This window comes from Nitrospira sp. (genome assembly GCA_029194665.1).
Lineage (GTDB): Bacteria > Nitrospirota > Nitrospiria > Nitrospirales > Nitrospiraceae > Nitrospira_D.
The window spans coordinates 583,952-603,301 of sequence record JARFXO010000001.1; the positions used below are offsets into that span (position 1 = coordinate 583,952).

Here is a 19,350-nt window from a genome sequence, read left to right on the forward strand (position 1 = left end):
ATCACGGGTGTTGAAAAAGAGCTTCTCAGTCGATTGTTGACGCTAGGTCGGTGACGATATTGTTGATATATGTCCGATGCGACAGGAGATCGCGCATCTGCTTCAGGATTCTGTCCCGTTCCGTCCTCGCCGAGTTCGTCACTTCTCCGGCGTCTTGTAGCTTGTCCCAATCGACAAACAACCGGCGAAGTTGAGATTCCATCTCTTCTTTGCGTCTCTCCAATGCCTCCTGTTCAGTCTGGAGCGCGGCACGGAGCCGGTGGCCCTGATCCGAACCACGATCCGTTGCTCGGTACTCCTCCAAGGTATCTTGTAGTTCCAAAATTTCTTCAAAGAGATCGGCGGGTGGGGAGGTTCTAATGTCTTTGACTGAGCCGGTTTCTAGAGCCAATAGGTATTCCGCTCGTTGAATGGGGTCACGGAGCGTGCGATAGGCAGTATTGAGGACAGCGGCATTGCCGAGGCTGATTGCTTGTTCGTCCGTGCTCTTGGCCTGATAAAAATCCGGATGGAATGTCCGACTCAGTTCGTAGAATTTGGCCTCCAATTTCTTCGGGTCGAGCGTGAGGCGCCGTGGAAACCCCAGACAGGTAAAATAGTCTGTCTCTTTTGAAACCGGTTGGACTTTCACGCAACGTTCACAGAAGTATTCACCGGTCACCTCTGACTGGCAATGCCAGCACATACTCCGAGCCATCTGCAGCTGGCGACGACGATCTGAATGAGTTAATGGGTGATTGTTATCCATGAGCAAAAACGGGCATGGCGTGCGTACCATGCCCGGTCGGTTTTTCCTGCCCGTATCGAATCAGGCCGAGAACGATTCTCCGCAGCCGCAGGTCTTGTTGGCGTTCGGGTTGAGGAACTTGAAGTTCCCGCCCATGAGGTCTTTTTGATAATCCAATTGAGTGCCCTGGAGATAGATGGCGCTCTTGGCATCCACGATCACCTTGACACCATCGAGCTCATAGACTTGATCGTACTGTCCGATCTTGTCATCGAAGTTGACCGTATAGCTGAGGCCCGAGCAGCCGCCTCCCTTCACCCCGAGGCGGAGTCCGCCCTCCTCGATCCCTTGGACATTAATCAGCCGCTTGACCTCTTTCATGGCTGCGTCGGTGAGTGAGATGATCGGAGCCTGAGCCCCGACATTCGTTGTATCCATTGTGGCGCTCCCTTCGTGACGGTTACTTGGTGTCAGCCGGCTGCTCGTCGGCCTTCTTCTGATAGTCGGCCAATGCAGCTTTAATGGCGTCTTCAGCGAGGACCGAACAATGAATTTTCACCGGTGGAAGATTCAATTCCTGCACAATGTCCGTGTTCTTGATCTTCTGGGCTTCATCGATCGTTTTCCCCTTGAGCCATTCGGTGGCCAGACTGGAGCTGGCGATCGCCGAGCCGCAACCGAAAGTTTTGAACTTGGCATCGACGATCGTATCGTTTTGTACCTTAATCTGCAGCTTCATCACGTCGCCGCACTCCGGAGCCCCCACCATCCCGGTACCGACCCCTTCTTCGTTCTTCTTAAAACTTCCCATGTTACGAGGGTTGTTGAAATGATCGACGACCTTATCGCTGTATGCCATGGTGTCCTCCGAAATATACGTTGTATCTCAGTTAGTGTGCCGCCCACTGAACGGATTTCAGGTCCACGCCCTCTTTCGCCATTTCATAAAGCGGGGACATTTCGCGCAACTTGGTAACCACCTCAATAACCTTCTTAATCGTATAATCAATCTCTTCATCGCTGTTGAATCGGCCCAGGCCGAAGCGGATTGAGGAGTGAGCAAGCTCCGTCCCGACGCCGAGTGCGCGCAGCACATATGAGGGTTCCAGGGTGGCCGACGTGCAGGCCGATCCGGACGAAAGCGCGATGTCCTTCATGCCCATGAGCAGCGATTCCCCCTCGACATAGGCGAACGAAATATTGAGATTGCCCGGCAAACGGTTTGTCGGATGGCCGTTGAGGTAGCTTTCCTCAAGCGCCGCCATAATGTCGGCCTGAAGGCGGTCACGCATTTTCGTCAGCCGCGCTGCTTCTGTCGCCATCTCCTGCTCGCAGATGTCACAGGCTTTCCCGAATCCCACAATCAGCGGAACTGCTAAGGTGCCGGATCGCATGCCGCGCTCATGGCCTCCTCCGTCCATCTGGGCCGCGATGCGTACGCGGGGGTTCCGCTTCCTGACGTAGAGCGCACCGACTCCCTTAGGACCGTAAAGCTTGTGAGCTGAGAACGACATCAGATCAATGCCCATGGCTTGGACATCGACCGGTATTTTCCCGACACCCTGGGTGGCATCACAATGGAAGAGCACCCCTCTTGCTTTTGCAATCTTGCCGATCTCCTGGATGGGATTGATCGTGCCGATTTCATTGTTGGCCAGCATGATCGAGATCAGGATGGTCTTGTCGGTGATGGCATTTTGCACGTCCTGTGGATTCACCATGCCGTGCTTGTCGACCGGCAAATAGGTCACAGTCGCCAGCCCTTTGGCTTCAAGGGACTTGGCCGTGTCGAGCACGGCGCGATGTTCCGTGGACGACGTGATGATGTGAGTGCCCTTCTCCTTGTACATCTCCAACACGCCCTTCAACGCCAGGTTGTCCGATTCGGTGGCGCCGCTGGTGAAGACGATTTCTTTTGAGTCGGCCTTGATAAGCTTCGCAATCTGTTTGCGGGCTTGTTCCACGGCTTCTTCCGCGGCCCAACCGAAGGCATGATTACGACTGGCGGCGTTACCGAACTTTTCCACGAAATAGGGCAGCATGGCCTCCAGAACTCGCGGGTCCATGGGAGTGGTGGAATGGTTATCGAGAAAAATGGGAAGCTTCATCGTTCTACTCCTTGTACCGAGGGGGACTGAATAGTAATAAGGGGGGTGCCGCCCATCATGTCACCCAGCGTCATGTTGTTCAATAATTGGTAGATGCTGTCTTGGATTTTCAGTAGGGGCGTGCGGATGTTGCAGTGTTCGCGTTGCATGCAGAATTCCCCCTCTTTTTCGTGCGAGCAGTCGGTGATGCCGAGAGGGCCTTCGATACTTTCGATTATTTGGGCAATCGTGATCTGGCTGGCGCTTCGGGCCAGGAGATACCCACCTTTGGGACCATTGTGGCTTTCGATGAGGCCGTTCTTTGAGAGAACCTGAAGGACTTTCGCCAGTAATTCCAAGGGAATGTTGTATTCCTCAGCGATCTCCTTCGTATTCACTACGCGGCCAGGAGTCACATCCCCGAACTGAACCGAAGCAATGTGCTGCAGCGCCATGAGCGCGTAATCAGCCTTTTTTGAAATCTTTAACATTGCTATTGCCGATCTATTAGATCGGAGATTATAATGATCCCCGATCATGATGGTCGGATAGAGAGTAGCACGCAGGTTTCTCTGATGTCAATACACAGTCAGAGGTCAGCGCTGTCTCAGAAAGGAATGGGCACATGGGAGGGACCAACCCGTATATCGAAAAGGCCGATTATGAGCTTCCAAAAACCACCTATGCCGTGACGTTTATCCAACCAAATGGGAGTTCGACCACAGTCGCAGTCGATCCAGAAAAGATTCCCTACGCTGAAACAGGGCTTCCGGGAAGCATTTTGGATATCGCGATGGGTCACGGAGTGGATTTGGAGCATGTCTGTGGTGGAGTTTGCGCCTGTTCGACTTGTCACGTCATTGTGAAGCAGGGGTTGGAAACCTGCAATGAAGGTACGGATGATGAGTATGATCAGCTGGACGAAGCTCCCATGACGACATTACAGTCTCGGCTCGGGTGTCAATGTGTACCGAACGGAACCAAGGATATCGTTGTCGAAATTCCAGCCGTGAATAAGAATCTTGTGCGGGAGGGACACTAATTCGTCCGTTCGTTGTAGCGTTAATCGTTATTGGTTAAACGCAAGAGAAGAATCCCGCGATTAACGGTTCGCGAATAACTCAGTTCAGTCGTACGTCTCTATCGTCATCTCCTTTCGGTTGTAACCTCCCTCCGTGAAATATGCACGGAGGGGATGGACGAAGGCTTTGGTGCCACAAATCATGGGAACGACTCTTGACTCTCCTTTCACCAGCGGCGTGAGCATGGCCACTGTTTTTTCCACTGCCTCCGACTCTCCGTTCTGGGCGACCAGCGGAACATAGTGGAAAGAGGGATGCTGCATGGCCATGGTGAGCCATTCCTGATGGAACAAGATCTCGTCTTCGTGTGGTGCCAGGGCAATCAATAAGACCGGAGTTTGGAGTTTGACGGAAAATATTTGTTTCAGCAGACAGCGTATCGGAACAAGACCCGTGTAGCGAGCGATCAGTAACAGTTTTCGATCGAGGAGTTGAGGTAGGATGAATTTTCCGTAAGGGCCTGATATGGGTACTTCATCTCCTGCCCTCAACCCATAGAGATAATTGGAACCCAGTCCACCTGCTACGCGATCAAATACCAGTGTTAAATAGCCAGATGGCGACGAAGGATCGGCCATGGAGTAGGCGCGGTTGAGCGGTGGCTTTGGTCCGACCGGCAATTTGAGGGACACCCATTGTCCCGGTTGAAAGGAAATCTTGCTGGTCTTGGGCTTAACCACGATCTGGCGGACGTGGGGTGTGAGATCCGTGATCGCAGTACCGTGGCAGGCTGCGAAAGTTCGGCCATCCTCACCTTCCGGCTTCGTCATAGCAGAAGCCGTCAGAAGATGGAAGCAGCAAGGCGATGTACAAGGATTTTCACTGCATGGTATAGATGTGTGGTCTGTTGTGTGGGGAAAAGGGACCGCCCATCATGAGTGAGGTTCGCGTCAGGTTCGCCCCCAGTCCGACAGGATTTCTCCACATCGGAGGAGTGCGCACGGCGCTGTTCAATTGGCTCTTTGCTCGGCAGCAACGCGGTGTGTTTATCCTGCGTATCGAGGATACCGATCAAAGTCGCTCGACGGATGAATCGATTCAGGCCATTATCGATGGAATGAAGTGGGTCGGACTCGATTGGGATGAAGGACCGTTCCGCCAGACAGAACGGATGGATCTCTATCGCAGTCATGCGATGAAGTTGTTTGAGGCTGGGCATGCCTACTGGTGTGTGTGTAAGGCCGAAGAGTTGGAGGCTCGACGAAAAGAAGCGGAAGCTAAAGGGCTGTCGCCCCGCTATGACGGCCGCTGCCGTAATCTTAGAATCGTCGATCCGCTCAAGGATGCCGCCCTTCGATTCAAGGCTCCACAAGAGGGTCAGATAGTCATCGATGACTTGATCAAGGGAAAAGTCGTCTTCGACAACACCGTACTGGATGACCTGATCATTCTCAGATCAAACGGATATCCGACCTACAATTTCTCAGTCGTGGTCGATGACGCCTTGATGGGCATCACTCACGTTGTGCGGGGGGATGATCATTTGACCAACACCCCAAGGCAGATCCCCATCTTTGTGGCGCTGGGCTTCCCCGTCCCGCGCTTCGGACACCTGCCGATGATTTTAGGTGCCGACAAGACGCGCCTCTCCAAGCGCCATGGCGCCACCTCGATCATGGCCTATAAAGACATGGGTTTTCTGCCAGACGCCATGGTCAATTATCTGGTTCGACTTGGCTGGTCTCACGGAGATCAGGAACTCTTTACCCGGCAGGAGTTGATCGAAAAGTTCTCGTGGGATCATGTACAGAAGTCCGCCGCAGTCTTCAATCCGGATAAACTGCACTGGATGAATGCTGAATACATTAAAACCAGTCCCCCGCATCAGGTTGCGGAAGCTCTTGTGCCCTTATTGGAACAAGTGGGGTTAGAGAAGGAGATCGAGGCTGTCTCGGATGAATGGCTTGCACAACTGGTCGTCTTGGTGAAGGAGCGAGCCAAGACCTTGGTCGAAATGGTGGAGTGGGTGAAGCCGTATTTCGGGCAGGAGGTCCAACTTGAAGTGGAGGCAGCCAAGAAATTTCTCACCCCCACGGTCGCTCCGTTGCTGCAGAAGCTTCTCACGCGCTTCGAGGCGGTTCCCAGTTTTTCTAAACAGACTTGGGAGGAGAGCTTCAAGAAGCTTGTCGAGGGAGAGGGTGTCAAGATGGGTGCGTTAGCCCAGCCTGTTCGTGTGGCGCTGACCGGGCGAACCGCAAGCCCGGGACTCTTTGAGGTGATGGAAGTGCTGGGCCGTGACCGCACCCTGTTTCGCCTCCGAAAAGGGCTCGAACGAGCCTCCGCTGGATGAAGGGCTTTCCGGCCAAACCCGCGTCGATCTTGACGGAATTGCGATTGATATATTACTGTGAACCTCGGTTGGGGGATCGTCTAGCGGTAGGACGTCAGTCTCTGGATCTGACTACCTAGGTTCGATTCCTAGTCCCCCAGCCAAAATTTCTCTCTCATGACACTTCCACGATTTGCTTCGATACCGCGCTGGGGGATCGTCTAGCGGTAGGACGCCGGCCTTTGGAGCCGGCTACCTAGGTTCGATTCCTAGTCCCCCAGCCATTTTCATTTCGAGCCTGCCGGTGGTAACTGCCGCGTTCTCTACAGATGGTTGCTAGCGCGACGCCATATCGATCACGAATCGAAATTTCACATCGCCGCGCATGGCGATTCACGCCACCAGTTGACAGCGCCGGCGCTGCATGGGGGTTAGGTCAACGTACCGAGGTCGATCACGAATCGAAACTTCACATCGCCTCGGAGTACCCGTTCGTAGGCTTCGTTGACCTGCTGGATGGGGATCAGTTCGATGTCCGACTCAATCTGATGCTGCGCGCAGAAGTCGAGCATTTTCTGGGTTTCTTTGATCCCGCCGATGAGAGAGCCGGCGAGACGCCGTCGCTTGAAAATGAGAGAGAACGCCTGAACGAGAGTCGGCGCTTCTGGTGCGCCCACGAGAATCATGGTGCCGTCTGTCTTGAGGAGGTTCAAATAGGCATTGTAATCGTGTGGTGCGGAAACCGTGTCGAGGATATAGTGGAAGTACCCTTGGAGCTTGGTGAAGGTCTGAGGGTTTGATGTTACCGCAAAGTTCGCAGCTCCCAACCGCTTCGCGTCTTCCCGTTTGTTATCCGATGTGCTTAACACCGTAACCTCGGTTCCCATCGACTTGGCGATCTTCACCGCCATGTGGCCGAGGCCCCCTAGCCCGACGACGGCGAGTTTATGATAACGACCGACGCCCCATTGACGCAGCGGAGAGTAGGTCGTAATTCCTGCACAGAGCAGGGGGGCCGCTCCTGCCGGCGAGAGCGTCGAGGGAATTCGAAGCACATATTTCTCGTCCACCACGATCTGGGTCGAGTAGCCGCCTTGAGTGAGTCGGCCTGCCCTATCCTCTCCACTATAGGTCCAGAGAGTGCCTCCCTCGCAATACTGTTCCAAGCCCTCGCGGCATGCCGTACAGGTCCGGCATGAATCCACAAAACAGCCGACACCGGCTCGATCACCCACCTTGAAAGCGATCACGGACGTGCCGACCTGCGCGACCGTTCCGACGATCTCGTGTCCCGGTACCATCGGGAACAAGGAGATGCCCCACTCGTTACGGGCCTGATGGATATCCGAGTGGCAGATGCCGCAATGCGAGATCGTGATCAAGACGTCCTGCGGACCGACTTCGCGTCGCTCGAAGGAAAACGGCTGCAATCTCTCTTTGGCGGCCATCGCCGCATAGCCTTTCGTCGCGAGCATAGAATATCCTCCTCCGCGAGGTGAGCAAGAAATATCCCCTTAGCAGGTTCACTCCACCTTGCCAATAGTGATAGTGAAGGAAGCAGACTCTGTTATCAACATGATCGATTATTGCATGAAGCCGGTGAGTTTGGGCTCTGTGAGGTGGAACATGACTTTGTCGCTCCAGGCAGTAGTGGCTCGGTCCTCGAACCGTTCTTCACCCCTTGGTTTGGTCGTGGCCCTGATGCCGGGCTTGAGTGACGGACTCAGGGATGACCCTATCAGTTGTGAGCGGCGGACCGGGAATACGGTATTGTTCCGCGGCCCATGTTCCCAAATCCATAAGCTGACAACGTTCAGAACAGAATGGACGCCAGGGGTTTGCTTCCCAAGTTGTGGATTGGCGGCAGGGGGGACAGACCATAGAGCTAGTGTAGCGTCGGAACCGAATGAAGTACAGTCGCGAGAACGCTCGTTTACATCAACGCGGGGGTGTTTGCCGAGCTTTCTCAACCCTGGCCCAGGTATCTTTGAGAGAGACGGTTCGGTTGAAAATCAGAGCGCCGGATGATGAGTCGGGATCGACACAAAAGTAGCCCTGCCGCTCGAATTGAAAGCGGCAACCGGGGGCGACCGAGCGAAGACTTGGCTCGACTAGGCAGTCGGTGAGGAGTTCCATCGACTGAGGGTTCAACGACCCTGTCCAATCCTGTTCAGCCGGAAGTTTGGCCTGATCGAGGAAAAGGGGATGATAGAGACGGACGGCTGCCGTGGCTGCATGTGAGGCCGACACCCAATGAATGGTGGCTTTCACTTTGCGCTGTTCTTGTGCCGATCCGCTTTTGGTCTCAGGATCGTAGGTGCAATGCAGTTCGGTGACCGCACCGGTCTGAGGGTCCTTCGTCGCGCTTACACACTTGATGATGTATCCATAGCGCAGCCGGACCTCCCGGCCGGGCGCGAGGCGGTAGAACTGCTTCGGTGGGTCTTCCCTGAAATCATCCTGCTCGATGTACAGTGTTTTCGAGAAGGGGACTTTTCTCGTTCCCGCTGAGACATCCTCTGGATTATTCACGGCATCGAGCTCTTCAACAACGCCGTCCGGATAGTTGTCGAGCACCACTTTCAACGGTCGGAGCACTGCCATCACGCGTGGTGACCGTTTGTTCAAGTCCTCTCGAATGAAGTGTTCGAGCAGCTGCATCTCGACGATTGCATCGCGCTTCGCGACACCGATGTGCTCGCAAAAGGCGCGAATCGCTTCGGGAGTCACCCCTCGTCGCCGGAGGCCTTTCAAGGTGGGAAGGCGTGGATCATCCCAGCCGCCCACCAACTTCTTGTCGACCAATTCGAGAAGCTTGCGCTTGCTCATCACAGTGGAGGTGAGATTCAGTCTGGCAAATTCGATTTGCTGTGGGCGATGGGGACTGTCGGCTTCGGCAACGACCCAGTCGTAGAGGGGGCGGTGATCCTCAAACTCCAGCGTACAGATGGAGTGCGTGATTCCTTCGATGGCGTCAGACAACGGGTGAGCAAAGTCATACGAGGGATAGATGCACCATGCGCTCCCTGTCCGATAGTGGGTGGCATGCCGGATTCGATAGAGGATCGGATCTCGTAGATTGATGTTTGGGGAACTCATATCGATTTTCGCGCGCAGGACATGGGTTCCGTCGGCAAATTCTCCTGCTCGCATGCGGGCCAAGAGATCTACATTCTCATCGGCGGATCGGGTCCGATAAGGACTGTCACGGCCTGGTTCGGTGAGAGTACCACGATGTTCACGAATTTGATCTGCTGTAAGGCTGTCGATGTAGGCTTTGCCCTTTTTGATCAAGGTAATCGCGAACGCATAGAGCTGCTCGAAATAATCCGAGGCGTAGAACAGCCTGTCGTGCCAATCAAACCCCAACCAGTGGACGTCTTCCTGAATGGCTCGGACATACTCGGGGTCTTCGGTGGTAGGATTCGTATCGTCGAATCTTAGGTGACAGATCCCTCCGGAAGTCTCAATCGCGATCCCAAAATTCAGCACGATGGCCTTGGCGTGACCGATATGGAGATATCCATTGGGCTCAGGCGGAAATCGCGTGACGACCCGTCCGCCATGTTTGCCTGCCGCACGGTCGGCTGCCACGAGATCTCGTATGAAATTGGAAGCAGTCGAGGACTCCGGTGTGCTCATGAAGTCTTGCGTGAATCCTTTGCACGGTCATGTGTGGACGGGAGGTCCAGACTCAAGTTCTACCATAGACGGTCTGACGGGAGGAATGGGAAAAGGCTACGTAGAGGGATCAGTGCCGGACGTGTTCGACATCGGCGTCGGCATGACGTTGAAATCTTTTTGGGCGATGAGATGGCCCTCCATGCGCAGCCGGAATTCATACCGACCAGGTGCTGGAAAGATCAACAGGGGAATGTTGATCCCGAAGTCTGAAATCTGGAGGCGATCGCCGATCCCGATGTTGGGAAGCGTGGCCCGACAGACCAGTTGTTCGGTGTTCAGGTAGATCAAGTCGATGTCAAAATGGTACAGGCCTTCGGCATCGGTGAGGCAGAAGTAGAGGCCCATCTGGTGATGCTGGAACGGGAAGGTGGCGGCCTGTAGGTGGGTAAAGATTCCGATCAGGCTTTTCTTTTTCGTGAGGCTGTCCTCGATCACGTGATCGCAGACGAGAAATGCTTGAACGGTAGGTTTTGGGATCTCGGTCATAGTCGCTATTCTAGAGAAAGGATGCATAAGGGCAACCCCTTCTTGTTTTTTTGAAGACGGTAGTTATCGAAAAAGCGGGGATGGAGACTCTGTGAAAAACGAGCCGGGTCAATCGAGAATGACCGGCCCGCCGCGAGCTTCCACGATGTTTCTGAACAGCGTCGTGCCTGAGCCGATCCGGCAGTAGTGGGGGGTGATCTCCACCGGCATTCCCTTGTGCGAGTACAGCTTTGCCCAGGTGAGGTCGACTCGATACTCCGATGTCATTCGCACTTCGAGCACGACATGACCAGACTGCATATCTGTCACCAGAACAGTAGGAGCATCAACTGACGAAAGACTTTGACCGAGCGGAACATCGGCGGCAAATCGTCCGCTGTCGTTCAATGTGAGAATGTTTCTACGCAGGTGTGCGATACGGATGCAGCGCTCGTTGTAGAGATCGAGGGTAGTGAGAAGCAGTCCTCGCTCAGGTTGTACCTCAATGACGAGTTGCTCTTTCCCATGAATCCTGACGATGCCGTTGGTGTTTCGAAAAATGTTGGATCCGATCCCAAGCGCGAGTCCTGGTTTAAATGGCACTCCCGCCGTTGCCGTACGACCATTGGATTCGGTCCGACGGAATGCCACCGGATCATCCATGGGACAACCTCGAACCGTGATGTTCCGCAGGTCGTGTGGAGTTGATGCAGAGCATATGGAGCTTCATCAAACATCAGTCAAGCTAGGCCTTCTGCTCTTTTCTGTCAAGAACGTTCAGTGCGGCCGGAGCCATATATTATGGCCCCATACGAACGGCCCAATCGGATGTGCCCAAAGAGCCCTTCCACGCGTTGGAGCAGGGTGCGCTTAGGGGGTCATCCTACTTTCATTTCCATCGCGATCGGTTGCCGTGACGCAAATCTTTACGGACTGGGCATCCTTGGATGCCACCGCAACCGTGATGGTCTCGGAAATTTCCCCACCTCCAGATGATCGCGTTGCCGGTACCTCTTTGGCAAGTGTACGCCCATTACCCAGATCGTAGTAGATGCTCGTTTTCGCGAGGCTTACAAGGGGATTGCCCTTTAAGGTAAACGATGGTTCCGTGTATGAGACATGAACGGTTGGCTGCGCCGCACTGACCTTGGCCTGGACTGAGTCCGGACAATGCAGCGTTGACGCTCCGCTTCCCATAAAACTCGCACAACCTACCAAGAGAACAGTCGCGCCACTCAGAAGAAGAACCAGTCCCGAGCGGCTGAGTATGTCCGGAGCCCTGTCTTTAATCATGGATAAAGCGACCAGTATGTGAGGAGACCTCATCGTGGGAGGTCTCGCTCATAGGGCCTATCAGGCTTCTTCAGGTAGTTCGACCGGCACAATAACCTGTCTTATAGGCCGAATACATGTGTTATCGCAAGCATAGAATCGTTCCCAAAGTCCTACGTGGGTCGCCGGCGCTTCGTTGCAAACGGAAAACCGCTTATGCTACGGTCCACCTTTCGGACAGTTCTGGAACGGTCCCATCGTCTAGCCTGGCCTAGGACGGAGCCCTCTCAAGGCTTAAACACGGGTTCGAATCCCGTTGGGACCACCAAACCTCGCTTGCGCGTACCGGCGGCTATTTCGAGAAGTATCGCAATCAACGCCGCCGGATAGAAACCTAAGGGGGTCTAGAGTAACCGTGACCCAGTAGCTTTCTGAAGGTTCTAAATTCATCTAACCGTGGTAACGGGGATTGAATATGAACCTCGTGACCTTTCGCTTCCGCCAGTCCCCGGCCGTGGACTTTTATTGGAACCTCGAGTTGGCCAAGCGGGGATCCCTACGCGAATTCAAGGTACATCCCAACATCATCATTTATGAGTCGGCTTTCGACCTCCTCAACCCGATTCAAGTAAGACACGCCTTGTCCCTAGCAAAGGCCTTGGTGCTCGACAAGCGAGCCGAGGTCTTCTCGGGAAATACGTCGTTGACCATGGTGACCGTCCGTGATGTGCTGCAGTGCTATCAGCAATCGATGCAGGTCGACGACCATCATGCGCATTGTTGGTTCAAGATCCGGCTCACATTCGACTTGACCGTGACACGATTCGAGGTGGAGTCCGACGACGTGACGAAGTCGTTCGTGTTCCCGTGTCGACGTGCGGCCACACATGCCTACGGCATTCACTATGAGCACCCAGGGACGATCTACGACCAACTGGACTCGGCCTTGTGGCGTGCCGGCACACGGTGGTGTCCGCGGCTCACGGATCTCTCAGAAATAAAACTCGTCAACGTGGAGTTACAGACTAAAAGGTGAAGAACCGACCCGACTTGGGAAAAAATTGGCGAAGCCAGCGATCATAAATGGCGAATTCGTCGTCGAATTCAAACACGGGTTCGAATCCCGTTGGGACTAAGCCAAGCTCGCTCGACCCAGAGCCATTGCCGATGGTCGCGGGACGGTGACCGTTACGTCAGTTGGTACACCCGTCCTACGGCCGGCGGGGTGATCGCTTTGCGTACAAAGTCTTCCCGCACTTGTTCCAATCGACGCATGCTGTCTGCGGAGTAGTACGCCTCCCCGCATTGCGGGCAGGCCTCGGCGTCCACAGTCACCAAAAGGTGATCATTCCCGATCTTGATTTCCGCTTCCACTTTCTTCGCTCTGACCTCGCCGCGCGTACAAATGACACATGTCATCGCACTTTCCTCCGTCGCCGATTATCCGCCTCTCGCATAAAAAGATCGATAGCCTGTTTAGCCGATCGGGTCCGTACCTTCCTATTTCCACGATTCCACGACTAGATTCGGAATTCGCTGAAAGTGGGCGAGGTTATTCGTGACGACTCTGAGTTGTGCGTCGAGTGCTGTTGCGGCAATGAGCAGATCCGCATCAGGCAGTAATGCGCCTCGCCGATAGAGTTCTGCGTACAGTGTGGCCGCACGGTCAATGATACGGTCTGTCAGGGGGAGAATGACACAGCCCTGACACAACGCGTCAAAGGCGGCCTCTTGCGTTCGAGCTTGCTTAACTCTGAGACCGCGCAGGATTTCGTACCGGGGGTGATGATGGAGAACGTGAGCCGGCCATGTTCGGCCAAATAGAGACGTATCCGGTGTGTGACCTGTGGGTGTTGCTTTAGCAGCTCGGAGAGGATATCGGTATCGAGCAGGGCGGCAGCCTGAGACATCAGGCTGCGGGCTCACGGAAGAACTGACGTCGATCCAGGGCAACGGTTTCCACCTCTGCGATTTGGTCGACCGTCAGACCCCGATAGACCTGCGCCGCTCGTCGCAGAATTTCGTCCGTACTCACCGCCACTTCAGTGTCCACTGTCACCTGTACCTCAGCCTCATCAGCAAGGGCGAGTGGTTCCAGCGGTTGCAGCACGCCATCGTGGTACCGCGCTTTGATGGTCTGGCGCATGGTCGTCACCCCTGCGAGAAAATCACCAGGCAATCCTATCCTAATTCGTGGGAAAAGGAAACGGAGAGAGGCAGCAGGCCAAATCTGCTACAGGAGCATAGGGGCCTTCTTGTAGTCGTGCAATCATGTGCGCTACGATGTCATGGTAGAAGCGGGCGGTTCAACGATACGTGGATAAGGAGGATGTCATGAGGAAGAAATACGTATTGACAGCCTTGGCGATCTTCGCGGCAACCGGAGCAGTCAACCATTCCCAGAGCCTTGCCGGGGCCTGGTCGGTGGACGGCATCCAGTCTCTGGCTGACCCCAAACCTTGGATCGACCACCGTTTAATGGATCGAGGCCAGCTGGAGTGGGACCAGTTGATCCACACCGTGGACGACACAGGTATCCCCCGCAATGATCAATCGTCGTACAATAATCCAATGCGGCAATCGGAGCAGGGGGTTCGACAGGACACACGATCCGACTACAAGACCGACCAGAAGGCAGACTCCGGGGTCGGTTCATCGAGCAACTACTCCCCGAAAGAATCGTCAGGATCCCCGACTGCGCCCTACGGTGGAGCCATTTATGGAGCGGGTCCGGCGACGCCGAGTGCTGATCCATTGGTCAAGGAATTGAGCCGTGACCCATCAATAAGGTAGAGGGACACGGTTAAGGGGAGGACTCCTTTGTCTCTGTAGGGCGCCCGCCCGATGTCGAACACTGTGACAGCCTGCTTGCACGGCACAGAGCTGCACAGGCCCAAACTGCCTGGCGCCACTTACGAACTGGCAGAGGCTGTCCGGTCAAGCGAAGCCAACTGTTCTCTTCTCACTTGTTAATATTCGGCCCAGGCCCCCTGATTGCGATTCAGGTTGTAGTCGCACCCGTTTCTGACACCAAGTAAATCATCGAGGCTTGCAAAAATAAATGGCGAAGTCTCAGTCGAATTGAAACACGGGTTCGAATCTCGTTGTGGACCAAACCAAGCTTGTTCGTACCGGCGGCTTGTAATTGTGGCGGAAGGATAAACACCTCCGGCAGTTTCTTTCCACTATTCCAATCGTTCACGGCGATCGCTGCACTCGCTGCCGATCCACTGCTTGCGGATGCGTTACGATCGCCGCGCGAGAGTCCTCGCATTCAACTCTTGTGAGCCAGTGACTTTGTCCGAACGTGGGAACCTTTCATTGACGCCTCTGTTCTTGGTTGTGTATAACCAAATGCAGACTTAGAATTTTTCAGAGGATCGTATGTATCCACGCGAATTTCGTGACGGTGCAAAAGACGGATTGGAAGCGCTCGAACCGCTCGATCCCGACAAGATCACCTCGTTCAGCGATTTGCTTGAGGCCATGGGCAAAACAGCGTTCGGGGGACGGCATGTCGGCAAGGCGTTCGATGTGCTCGGGGCGATGATCGAAGACCCTGACTGTCAGGTTGTGATGACGTTGTCCGGTGCGATGACGATCGCCAAGATGGGTAAGATTATTACGAGGATGATCGATGAAGGCATGGTGCAATGCATCGTTTCCACCGGGGCGTTGATGGCCCATGGTCTCAGTGAGTCGGTCGGCAAGACGCATTATCGACACGATCCTTCGATGAGCGACGAAGAACTCTTCAAGAAAGGGTACAATCGCGTCTACGACACGCTCGAGATGGAAGCGAATTTGAATTATGTGGAGCACGTTGTCGCGCACACCCTGAAGCGTCTCGATCATGATCGACCGCTTTCGTCGGAAGTCCTCACGAGAGAGCTGGGAAAAACGTTGGCGGAAGAAATAGACGGCGACGGAATCCTCAAGAGCGCCTACTTGAAGAAGGTACCGGTCTATATCCCGGCTTTCACTGATTCGGAAGTGGGACTGGACATGGGAACGTGGGCGATGGCCCGTGAGGTTGATCGAGCCCGATCGCAGGCAGGGCAGGGGAGAGATCTGGACATTTTACGAACCATCCATCAATCCTGTCCGTCATTCAATCCGTACCTCGATCTCAACAGCTATGCCGACCATGTCCTCTCCGCTAAACGACTCGGAATTTTCACGATCGGAGGCGGGGTCCCACGGAACTGGGCGCAACAGGTCGGTCCGTATATTGAAATCGGTAATCTTCGGTTGGGCCTGAACGTGAAGCCGCCTCGGTTTTACTATGGAGTCAGAATTTGCCCCGAACCGGACTACTGGGGGGGGCTCAGCGGCTGTACCTATCAAGAAGGATTGTCCTGGGGGAAATTCGTGACACCGAAGGATGGTGGGCGATTCGCCGAAGTATTGAGCGATGCGACGGTCGTCTGGCCTTTGTTGATGATGGGGCTTCTCGAAAAGAAGCGAGCAGGTGTGGGTCGCCGTTCATGAACTGGACGACTGGACAACGGTGGGTTCAGGTGATGGTTTGCAGCGGCCTCCTATGGTCGTCGTCGGTATTCGGCGGGAATGCATCCGAAGCCGATGTCCGAATGCGAGGACAGGCCAATGCACCTCTGACCTTGATCGAATACTCCGATTTCACGTGCGGGTATTGCTTGAAATTTTTCAAACGGACCTGGCCACGGATCCAGGCTCAGTACGTCGATACCGGGAAAGTGCGATTTGTTTACCGGGATTTTCCGCGTGGCGACCAAGGGGCTGGGCTGGATGCGGCGGTGGCGGCGCGATGTGCCGGTGCCCAAGGTCAGTATTGGGCAATGCATGATCGGTTGTTTTCCGAAGGGGGGCAACTCGACAAGCAGGTGTATCTACGACATGCCGCGGCATTGAACTTAGATCGACTCGCATTTGAACGTTGTATGAGCGACGGGCGGTATACGAAGCTGATTTTCGAGGATCGCCAGGAAGCCAACCAGTGGGGGTTTCACGGAACCCCTGGGTTCATCCTTGTACGGACGGCTGCCGAGCCGACGGAAAAAGAGCCGGCGGTTGCGATCCCTGGAGCATTTCCATTCGAGATGTTCGCAGAAGAAATCGATCGACTTCTGGCAAGCGACAAAAGATAGCAGAACTGCGCCGGAGCGGAGTGCGTCTTCGAGCTTCATGTTGACATCGGTACGCAGGTACGATAGTTTTTTTGTCTAATCTAAGGTAAGGTGTCCATATGGCTTCGATGCAATCCTTCTGGCCCGTCTCCCATCGCGATGACGACTTCTGGGTCTGTATGTCGTGCCTCACGGAAGTCTTCTACAGAAAAGTCCCCATGCCGGACTGTCCGTCTTGTCACGGCGTGTCGACCTACGAGGGCTTTACCTTGGAGGCGATCCGCGATTGGGGCACGGAAGAATTGATCGCCAAAGCCGTTGCCGCACAAGAAGCAGCCACGGTTGCTCAACCTGCCGTCGAAGCCGCCGCGTCGGTCGAAGCGGCGGACTAATACCAATCTCATCAGAGACTCCAGCGAGCCTTCCAGTGCAGGCATCACGTCCGTTCCTCGTTCATGGCCAATGGAAATCAGGCGAACTCTCGGCCTCGGTCGTAGATCCGTTCACCGGGAAGCTCGTGGCTCAGGTTGCGCAAGCGACCGAGTCCGATGTCGAACAGGCCATCGCGTCCGCCTTCGGTGCGTCTGCAACCATGGGGCAGCTTCCCGGACATGCTCGATACAATATGCTCCAACAGATCGCGGCGTTGCTCTATCGACGTCGCGAGGAGGTTGCACAGAGCATCACAGCCGAGGCCGGTAAGCCGATCACCGATGCGAAGCGGGAAGTCAGCCGGGCCATCCAAACCTTCACGGTGGCCGCCGAAGAGGCACGGCGGATGCCGGGCGACGTGATACCACTTGATTGGACCCCCGGCTCTGATACGCACCTTGGCCTGCTTCGACGTTTTCCGATCGGTCCGATTCTTGGCATCACGCCGTTCAACTTTCCGCTCAATCTCGTGGCGCACAAAGTAGCGCCGGCGCTCGCGTCCGGCAACCCGATTCTCATCAAACCGGCCCCACAAACGCCCTTGACCGCCCTGCTCCTTGGAGAGATCGCCCTAGAGGCGGGAGTTCCTCCGGGCGGGCTCAATGTGGTGCCGTGCGATAACTTGCTTGCCGAGCGGATGGTGGTCGATCCACGTTTCAAATTGCTCAGTTTCACCGGAAGCGCGTCGGTGGGATGGATGTTGAAGGCCAAGTGTGGAAAGAAAAAAGTCACGCTCGAACTTGGGGGGAACGCCGGCGTGGTCATCGAACCCGATGCCGATCTTGAGCTTGTCGCCCAGCGTTGCGCCGTAGGTGGGTTTGGGTATGCCGGTCAGACCTGCATTTCGGTGCAGCGGGTGTTCGTTCACCATTCGGTCGCCGATGTGTTTACGACCAAGTTGCTGATGCATGTCGCTCGGCTGAAAATGGGAGATCCTGCCGATGAGACGACGAGCATCGGTCCCCTCATCGATCAGGCAGCCGCTCAGCGGGTGGAGAACTGGATCGGCGAAGCCGTCGCGGACGGAGCGCGTGTGCTGTTGGGCGGGAAGCGGACGGGATCGCTTGTTGAGGCCACGGTGTTGTCGAATGTGAAGCCCGACATGAAGGTTTCCTGCAAGGAGGTGTTCGGGCCGGTTGTGACGGTCACGCCTTATCGGCAGCTCAGCGATGCCGTGGCGCTGCTCAATCAATCGGACTACGGATTGCAGGCGGGCATCTTCACGCAGGACGTCAACAAGATCTTTTACGCCTTTCGCCACATGGAGGTCGGAGCCGTGTTGGCAAATGAGATTCCAACGTTCCGGGCCGACCATATGCCGTACGGCGGCGTGAAAGATTCCGGGCTAGGACGGGAAGGCGTTCGTGCCGCGATGGAGGATATGACGGAGCCACGGATGCTCATCATGAATCTGAAAGACCCATCTCACTTACCTGAAAAAAGTGTCTAGAAGATATTGCGAAGCCGGTCCAATCTTGCTACAACAGGCGCCCGATACGGTCATTGATTTTGCCCGATGTTTTGTCCAGCTGGCCGCCTTGGAACACGTCGCCAGATAACCTCCGAACAACCAAGCAGGTCGACTACCTGACGAAAGGGGAGACGATGGTACCTACGCATATGTTTTTAACGAGAGGTGTGGGAGTCCACAAGGAAAAGCTGGCCTCCTTCGAAGAGGCGTTGCGCAGCGCCGGTGTGGCCTACTGCAATCTCGTCAGCGTATCGTCCATCCTTCCTCCACATTGCAAGATCATCCCTCGGAAGCGCGGAGAGAAGCTGCTGAAACCGGGTGAAATCACGTTTTGCGTCATGGCGCGTTCGGAAACGAATGAACGGAACCGGCTCATCTCGGCGTCGGTCGGGCTTGCGAAGCCTACAGACCGGGGCACATACGGCTATCTCTCGGAACACCATGCCCATGGAGAAACAGATGAGGAGACCGGAGAGTATACGGAAGATCTCGCAGCGCAGATGCTTGCGACGACCCTGGGTGTCGAATTCGATCCGAACGTGGCCTGGAAAGAGCGCGAGCAGGTGTTTAAAATGGGTGGAAAAATCGTGAGAACCTTGAACATCACCCAATCGGCCGTCGGAAAAAAGGGTAAGTGGATCACGGTCATCGCACTGGCGGTCTTCATCCCGCCGGAAAATGTGCCCACCCGTTCTCGCAAATAGGGACTTGCCGGTCTTGGCTGTCTTCATTCCGCCTCAGCCGTTGGCCCAG

General features: G+C 55.1%; 23 protein-coding genes and 3 tRNA genes. 12 read left to right on the plus strand and 14 right to left on the minus strand.

All coding sequences use genetic code 11. The features are described 5' to 3' along the window. Positions 1–25 precede the first annotated feature (25 nt). The 5 genes from hscB to P0119_02760 form a co-directional block, all read right to left on the minus strand. Complete coding sequence (gene hscB, locus P0119_02740) at positions 26–631, minus strand: Fe-S protein assembly co-chaperone HscB (protein MDF0664974.1); 606 nt, start codon at positions 629–631, stop codon at positions 26–28. A gap of 177 nt (positions 632–808) precedes the next feature. Then, on the minus strand, positions 809–1,165 hold the full coding sequence (locus tag P0119_02745) for an iron-sulfur cluster assembly accessory protein (protein MDF0664975.1): 357 nt from the start codon (positions 1,163–1,165) through the stop codon (positions 809–811). Between the two features lie 22 nt (positions 1,166–1,187). Continuing rightward, positions 1,188–1,586 carry a Fe-S cluster assembly scaffold IscU gene (gene iscU / locus P0119_02750; GenBank protein ID MDF0664976.1) on the minus strand — a complete coding sequence of 133 codons (399 nt, stop codon included), beginning with the start codon at positions 1,584–1,586 and terminating at the stop codon, positions 1,188–1,190. Between the two features lie 31 nt (positions 1,587–1,617). After that, positions 1,618–2,835: an IscS subfamily cysteine desulfurase gene (locus tag P0119_02755; protein MDF0664977.1), complete on the minus strand. Its 1,218-nt coding sequence runs from the start codon at positions 2,833–2,835 to the stop codon at positions 1,618–1,620. Then, positions 2,832–3,305, minus strand: a complete 474-nt coding sequence (locus tag P0119_02760) for an Rrf2 family transcriptional regulator (GenBank protein ID MDF0664978.1) — start codon at positions 3,303–3,305, stop codon at positions 2,832–2,834. The genes P0119_02755 and P0119_02760 overlap by 4 nt, the downstream gene beginning before the upstream one ends. A 134-nt stretch (positions 3,306–3,439) precedes the next feature. Between P0119_02760 and P0119_02765 the strand changes: the two genes are divergently transcribed. After that, on the plus strand, positions 3,440–3,856 hold the full coding sequence (locus P0119_02765) for a 2Fe-2S iron-sulfur cluster-binding protein (GenBank protein MDF0664979.1): 417 nt from the start codon (positions 3,440–3,442) through the stop codon (positions 3,854–3,856). Between the two features lie 84 nt (positions 3,857–3,940). On the opposite strand, the gene P0119_02770 is transcribed toward P0119_02765, so the two are convergent. Beyond that, entirely contained in the window at positions 3,941–4,666 is a 726-nt protein-coding gene (locus P0119_02770; protein ID MDF0664980.1) for an FAD-dependent oxidoreductase, read from the minus strand. 104 nt (positions 4,667–4,770) lie between these two features. Here P0119_02770 and gltX point away from each other — a divergent pair, with 104 nt between their 5' ends. The 3 genes from gltX to P0119_02785 all read left to right on the plus strand — a co-directional run bounded on the left by gltX (position 4,771) and on the right by P0119_02785 (position 6,449). After that, positions 4,771–6,186 carry a glutamate--tRNA ligase gene (gene gltX / locus P0119_02775; protein MDF0664981.1) on the plus strand — a complete coding sequence of 472 codons (1,416 nt, stop codon included), beginning with the start codon at positions 4,771–4,773 and terminating at the stop codon, positions 6,184–6,186. 69 nt (positions 6,187–6,255) lie between these two features. Further along, positions 6,256–6,329, plus strand: a tRNA-Gln gene (locus tag P0119_02780). A gap of 46 nt (positions 6,330–6,375) precedes the next feature. Continuing rightward, a tRNA-Gln gene (locus P0119_02785) sits at positions 6,376–6,449 on the plus strand. Between the two features lie 147 nt (positions 6,450–6,596). On the opposite strand, the gene P0119_02790 is transcribed toward P0119_02785, so the two are convergent. The 6 genes from P0119_02790 to P0119_02815 form a co-directional block, all read right to left on the minus strand. Beyond that, the gene (locus P0119_02790) at positions 6,597–7,640 is read right to left on the minus strand and encodes an NAD(P)-dependent alcohol dehydrogenase (protein ID MDF0664982.1); all 1,044 of its coding nucleotides are present in this window, start codon (positions 7,638–7,640) and stop codon (positions 6,597–6,599) included. A 199-nt stretch (positions 7,641–7,839) separates the two neighbouring features. Then, positions 7,840–8,046 (minus strand): DNA gyrase inhibitor YacG, encoded by a 207-nt coding sequence (locus P0119_02795; GenBank protein ID MDF0664983.1) that lies wholly within the window; start codon positions 8,044–8,046, stop codon positions 7,840–7,842. Positions 8,047–8,103: 57 nt separating this feature from the next. Continuing rightward, entirely contained in the window at positions 8,104–9,807 is a 1,704-nt protein-coding gene (locus P0119_02800; GenBank protein ID MDF0664984.1) for a glutamine--tRNA ligase/YqeY domain fusion protein, read from the minus strand. Positions 9,808–9,903: 96 nt separating this feature from the next. Beyond that, the gene (locus P0119_02805; GenBank protein MDF0664985.1) at positions 9,904–10,335 is read right to left on the minus strand and encodes a hypothetical protein; all 432 of its coding nucleotides are present in this window, start codon (positions 10,333–10,335) and stop codon (positions 9,904–9,906) included. A 108-nt stretch (positions 10,336–10,443) separates the two neighbouring features. Continuing rightward, entirely contained in the window at positions 10,444–10,977 is a 534-nt protein-coding gene (locus P0119_02810; GenBank protein MDF0664986.1) for a hypothetical protein, read from the minus strand. A gap of 207 nt (positions 10,978–11,184) precedes the next feature. Further along, positions 11,185–11,607, minus strand: coding sequence for a hypothetical protein (locus tag P0119_02815; protein ID MDF0664987.1), 423 nt, complete (start codon positions 11,605–11,607; stop codon positions 11,185–11,187). Between the two features lie 229 nt (positions 11,608–11,836). Between P0119_02815 and P0119_02820 the strand changes: the two genes are divergently transcribed. Then, positions 11,837–11,914 (plus strand) — tRNA-Glu (locus P0119_02820). 147 nt (positions 11,915–12,061) lie between these two features. Further along, a complete protein-coding gene (locus tag P0119_02825; protein MDF0664988.1) occupies positions 12,062–12,622 on the plus strand; it encodes a hypothetical protein in 561 nt (186 codons plus the stop codon). A 152-nt stretch (positions 12,623–12,774) separates the two neighbouring features. On the opposite strand, the gene P0119_02830 is transcribed toward P0119_02825, so the two are convergent. After that, the gene (locus P0119_02830) at positions 12,775–13,005 is read right to left on the minus strand and encodes a YgiT-type zinc finger protein (GenBank protein ID MDF0664989.1); all 231 of its coding nucleotides are present in this window, start codon (positions 13,003–13,005) and stop codon (positions 12,775–12,777) included. A gap of 490 nt (positions 13,006–13,495) precedes the next feature. Further along, complete coding sequence (locus P0119_02835; GenBank protein ID MDF0664990.1) at positions 13,496–13,732, minus strand: antitoxin family protein; 237 nt, start codon at positions 13,730–13,732, stop codon at positions 13,496–13,498. Between the two features lie 188 nt (positions 13,733–13,920). Between P0119_02835 and P0119_02840 the strand changes: the two genes are divergently transcribed. The 6 genes from P0119_02840 to P0119_02865 all read left to right on the plus strand — a co-directional run bounded on the left by P0119_02840 (position 13,921) and on the right by P0119_02865 (position 19,301). After that, positions 13,921–14,379 (plus strand): hypothetical protein, encoded by a 459-nt coding sequence (locus P0119_02840; GenBank protein MDF0664991.1) that lies wholly within the window; start codon positions 13,921–13,923, stop codon positions 14,377–14,379. 591 nt (positions 14,380–14,970) lie between these two features. Beyond that, positions 14,971–16,077 carry a deoxyhypusine synthase family protein gene (locus P0119_02845; protein ID MDF0664992.1) on the plus strand — a complete coding sequence of 369 codons (1,107 nt, stop codon included), beginning with the start codon at positions 14,971–14,973 and terminating at the stop codon, positions 16,075–16,077. Next, on the plus strand, positions 16,074–16,715 hold the full coding sequence (locus P0119_02850) for a thioredoxin domain-containing protein (protein ID MDF0664993.1): 642 nt from the start codon (positions 16,074–16,076) through the stop codon (positions 16,713–16,715). The genes P0119_02845 and P0119_02850 overlap by 4 nt, the downstream gene beginning before the upstream one ends. A 98-nt stretch (positions 16,716–16,813) precedes the next feature. Beyond that, entirely contained in the window at positions 16,814–17,086 is a 273-nt protein-coding gene (locus P0119_02855; GenBank protein ID MDF0664994.1) for a hypothetical protein, read from the plus strand. A gap of 35 nt (positions 17,087–17,121) precedes the next feature. Further along, positions 17,122–18,576: an aldehyde dehydrogenase family protein gene (locus tag P0119_02860; protein MDF0664995.1), complete on the plus strand. Its 1,455-nt coding sequence runs from the start codon at positions 17,122–17,124 to the stop codon at positions 18,574–18,576. Between the two features lie 155 nt (positions 18,577–18,731). Then, positions 18,732–19,301 (plus strand): arginine decarboxylase, pyruvoyl-dependent, encoded by a 570-nt coding sequence (locus P0119_02865; protein MDF0664996.1) that lies wholly within the window; start codon positions 18,732–18,734, stop codon positions 19,299–19,301. Positions 19,302–19,350: the final 49 nt, after the last annotated feature.

Coding starts and splice junctions, on each gene's coding strand:
- P0119_02745 (MDF0664975.1), bottom strand. CDS start 1,165: ATGGATACAACGAATGTCGGGGCTCAGGCTCCGATCATCTCACTCACC.
- iscU (MDF0664976.1), bottom strand. CDS start 1,586: ATGGCATACAGCGATAAGGTCGTCGATCATTTCAACAACCCTCGTAAC.
- P0119_02755 (MDF0664977.1), bottom strand. CDS start 2,835: ATGAAGCTTCCCATTTTTCTCGATAACCATTCCACCACTCCCATGGAC.
- P0119_02760 (MDF0664978.1), bottom strand. CDS start 3,305: ATGTTAAAGATTTCAAAAAAGGCTGATTACGCGCTCATGGCGCTGCAG.
- P0119_02765 (MDF0664979.1), top strand. CDS start 3,440: ATGGGAGGGACCAACCCGTATATCGAAAAGGCCGATTATGAGCTTCCA.
- P0119_02770 (MDF0664980.1), bottom strand. CDS start 4,666: ATGACGAAGCCGGAAGGTGAGGATGGCCGAACTTTCGCAGCCTGCCAC.
- gltX (MDF0664981.1), top strand. CDS start 4,771: ATGAGTGAGGTTCGCGTCAGGTTCGCCCCCAGTCCGACAGGATTTCTC.
- P0119_02790 (MDF0664982.1), bottom strand. CDS start 7,640: ATGCTCGCGACGAAAGGCTATGCGGCGATGGCCGCCAAAGAGAGATTG.
- P0119_02795 (MDF0664983.1), bottom strand. CDS start 8,046: ATGGTCTGTCCCCCCTGCCGCCAATCCACAACTTGGGAAGCAAACCCC.
- P0119_02800 (MDF0664984.1), bottom strand. CDS start 9,807: ATGAGCACACCGGAGTCCTCGACTGCTTCCAATTTCATACGAGATCTC.
- P0119_02805 (MDF0664985.1), bottom strand. CDS start 10,335: ATGACCGAGATCCCAAAACCTACCGTTCAAGCATTTCTCGTCTGCGAT.
- P0119_02810 (MDF0664986.1), bottom strand. CDS start 10,977: ATGGATGATCCGGTGGCATTCCGTCGGACCGAATCCAATGGTCGTACG.
- P0119_02815 (MDF0664987.1), bottom strand. CDS start 11,607: ATGATTAAAGACAGGGCTCCGGACATACTCAGCCGCTCGGGACTGGTT.
- P0119_02825 (MDF0664988.1), top strand. CDS start 12,062: ATGAACCTCGTGACCTTTCGCTTCCGCCAGTCCCCGGCCGTGGACTTT.
- P0119_02830 (MDF0664989.1), bottom strand. CDS start 13,005: ATGACATGTGTCATTTGTACGCGCGGCGAGGTCAGAGCGAAGAAAGTG.
- P0119_02835 (MDF0664990.1), bottom strand. CDS start 13,732: ATGCGCCAGACCATCAAAGCGCGGTACCACGATGGCGTGCTGCAACCG.
- P0119_02840 (MDF0664991.1), top strand. CDS start 13,921: ATGAGGAAGAAATACGTATTGACAGCCTTGGCGATCTTCGCGGCAACC.
- P0119_02845 (MDF0664992.1), top strand. CDS start 14,971: ATGTATCCACGCGAATTTCGTGACGGTGCAAAAGACGGATTGGAAGCG.
- P0119_02850 (MDF0664993.1), top strand. CDS start 16,074: ATGAACTGGACGACTGGACAACGGTGGGTTCAGGTGATGGTTTGCAGC.
- P0119_02855 (MDF0664994.1), top strand. CDS start 16,814: ATGGCTTCGATGCAATCCTTCTGGCCCGTCTCCCATCGCGATGACGAC.
- P0119_02865 (MDF0664996.1), top strand. CDS start 18,732: ATGGTACCTACGCATATGTTTTTAACGAGAGGTGTGGGAGTCCACAAG.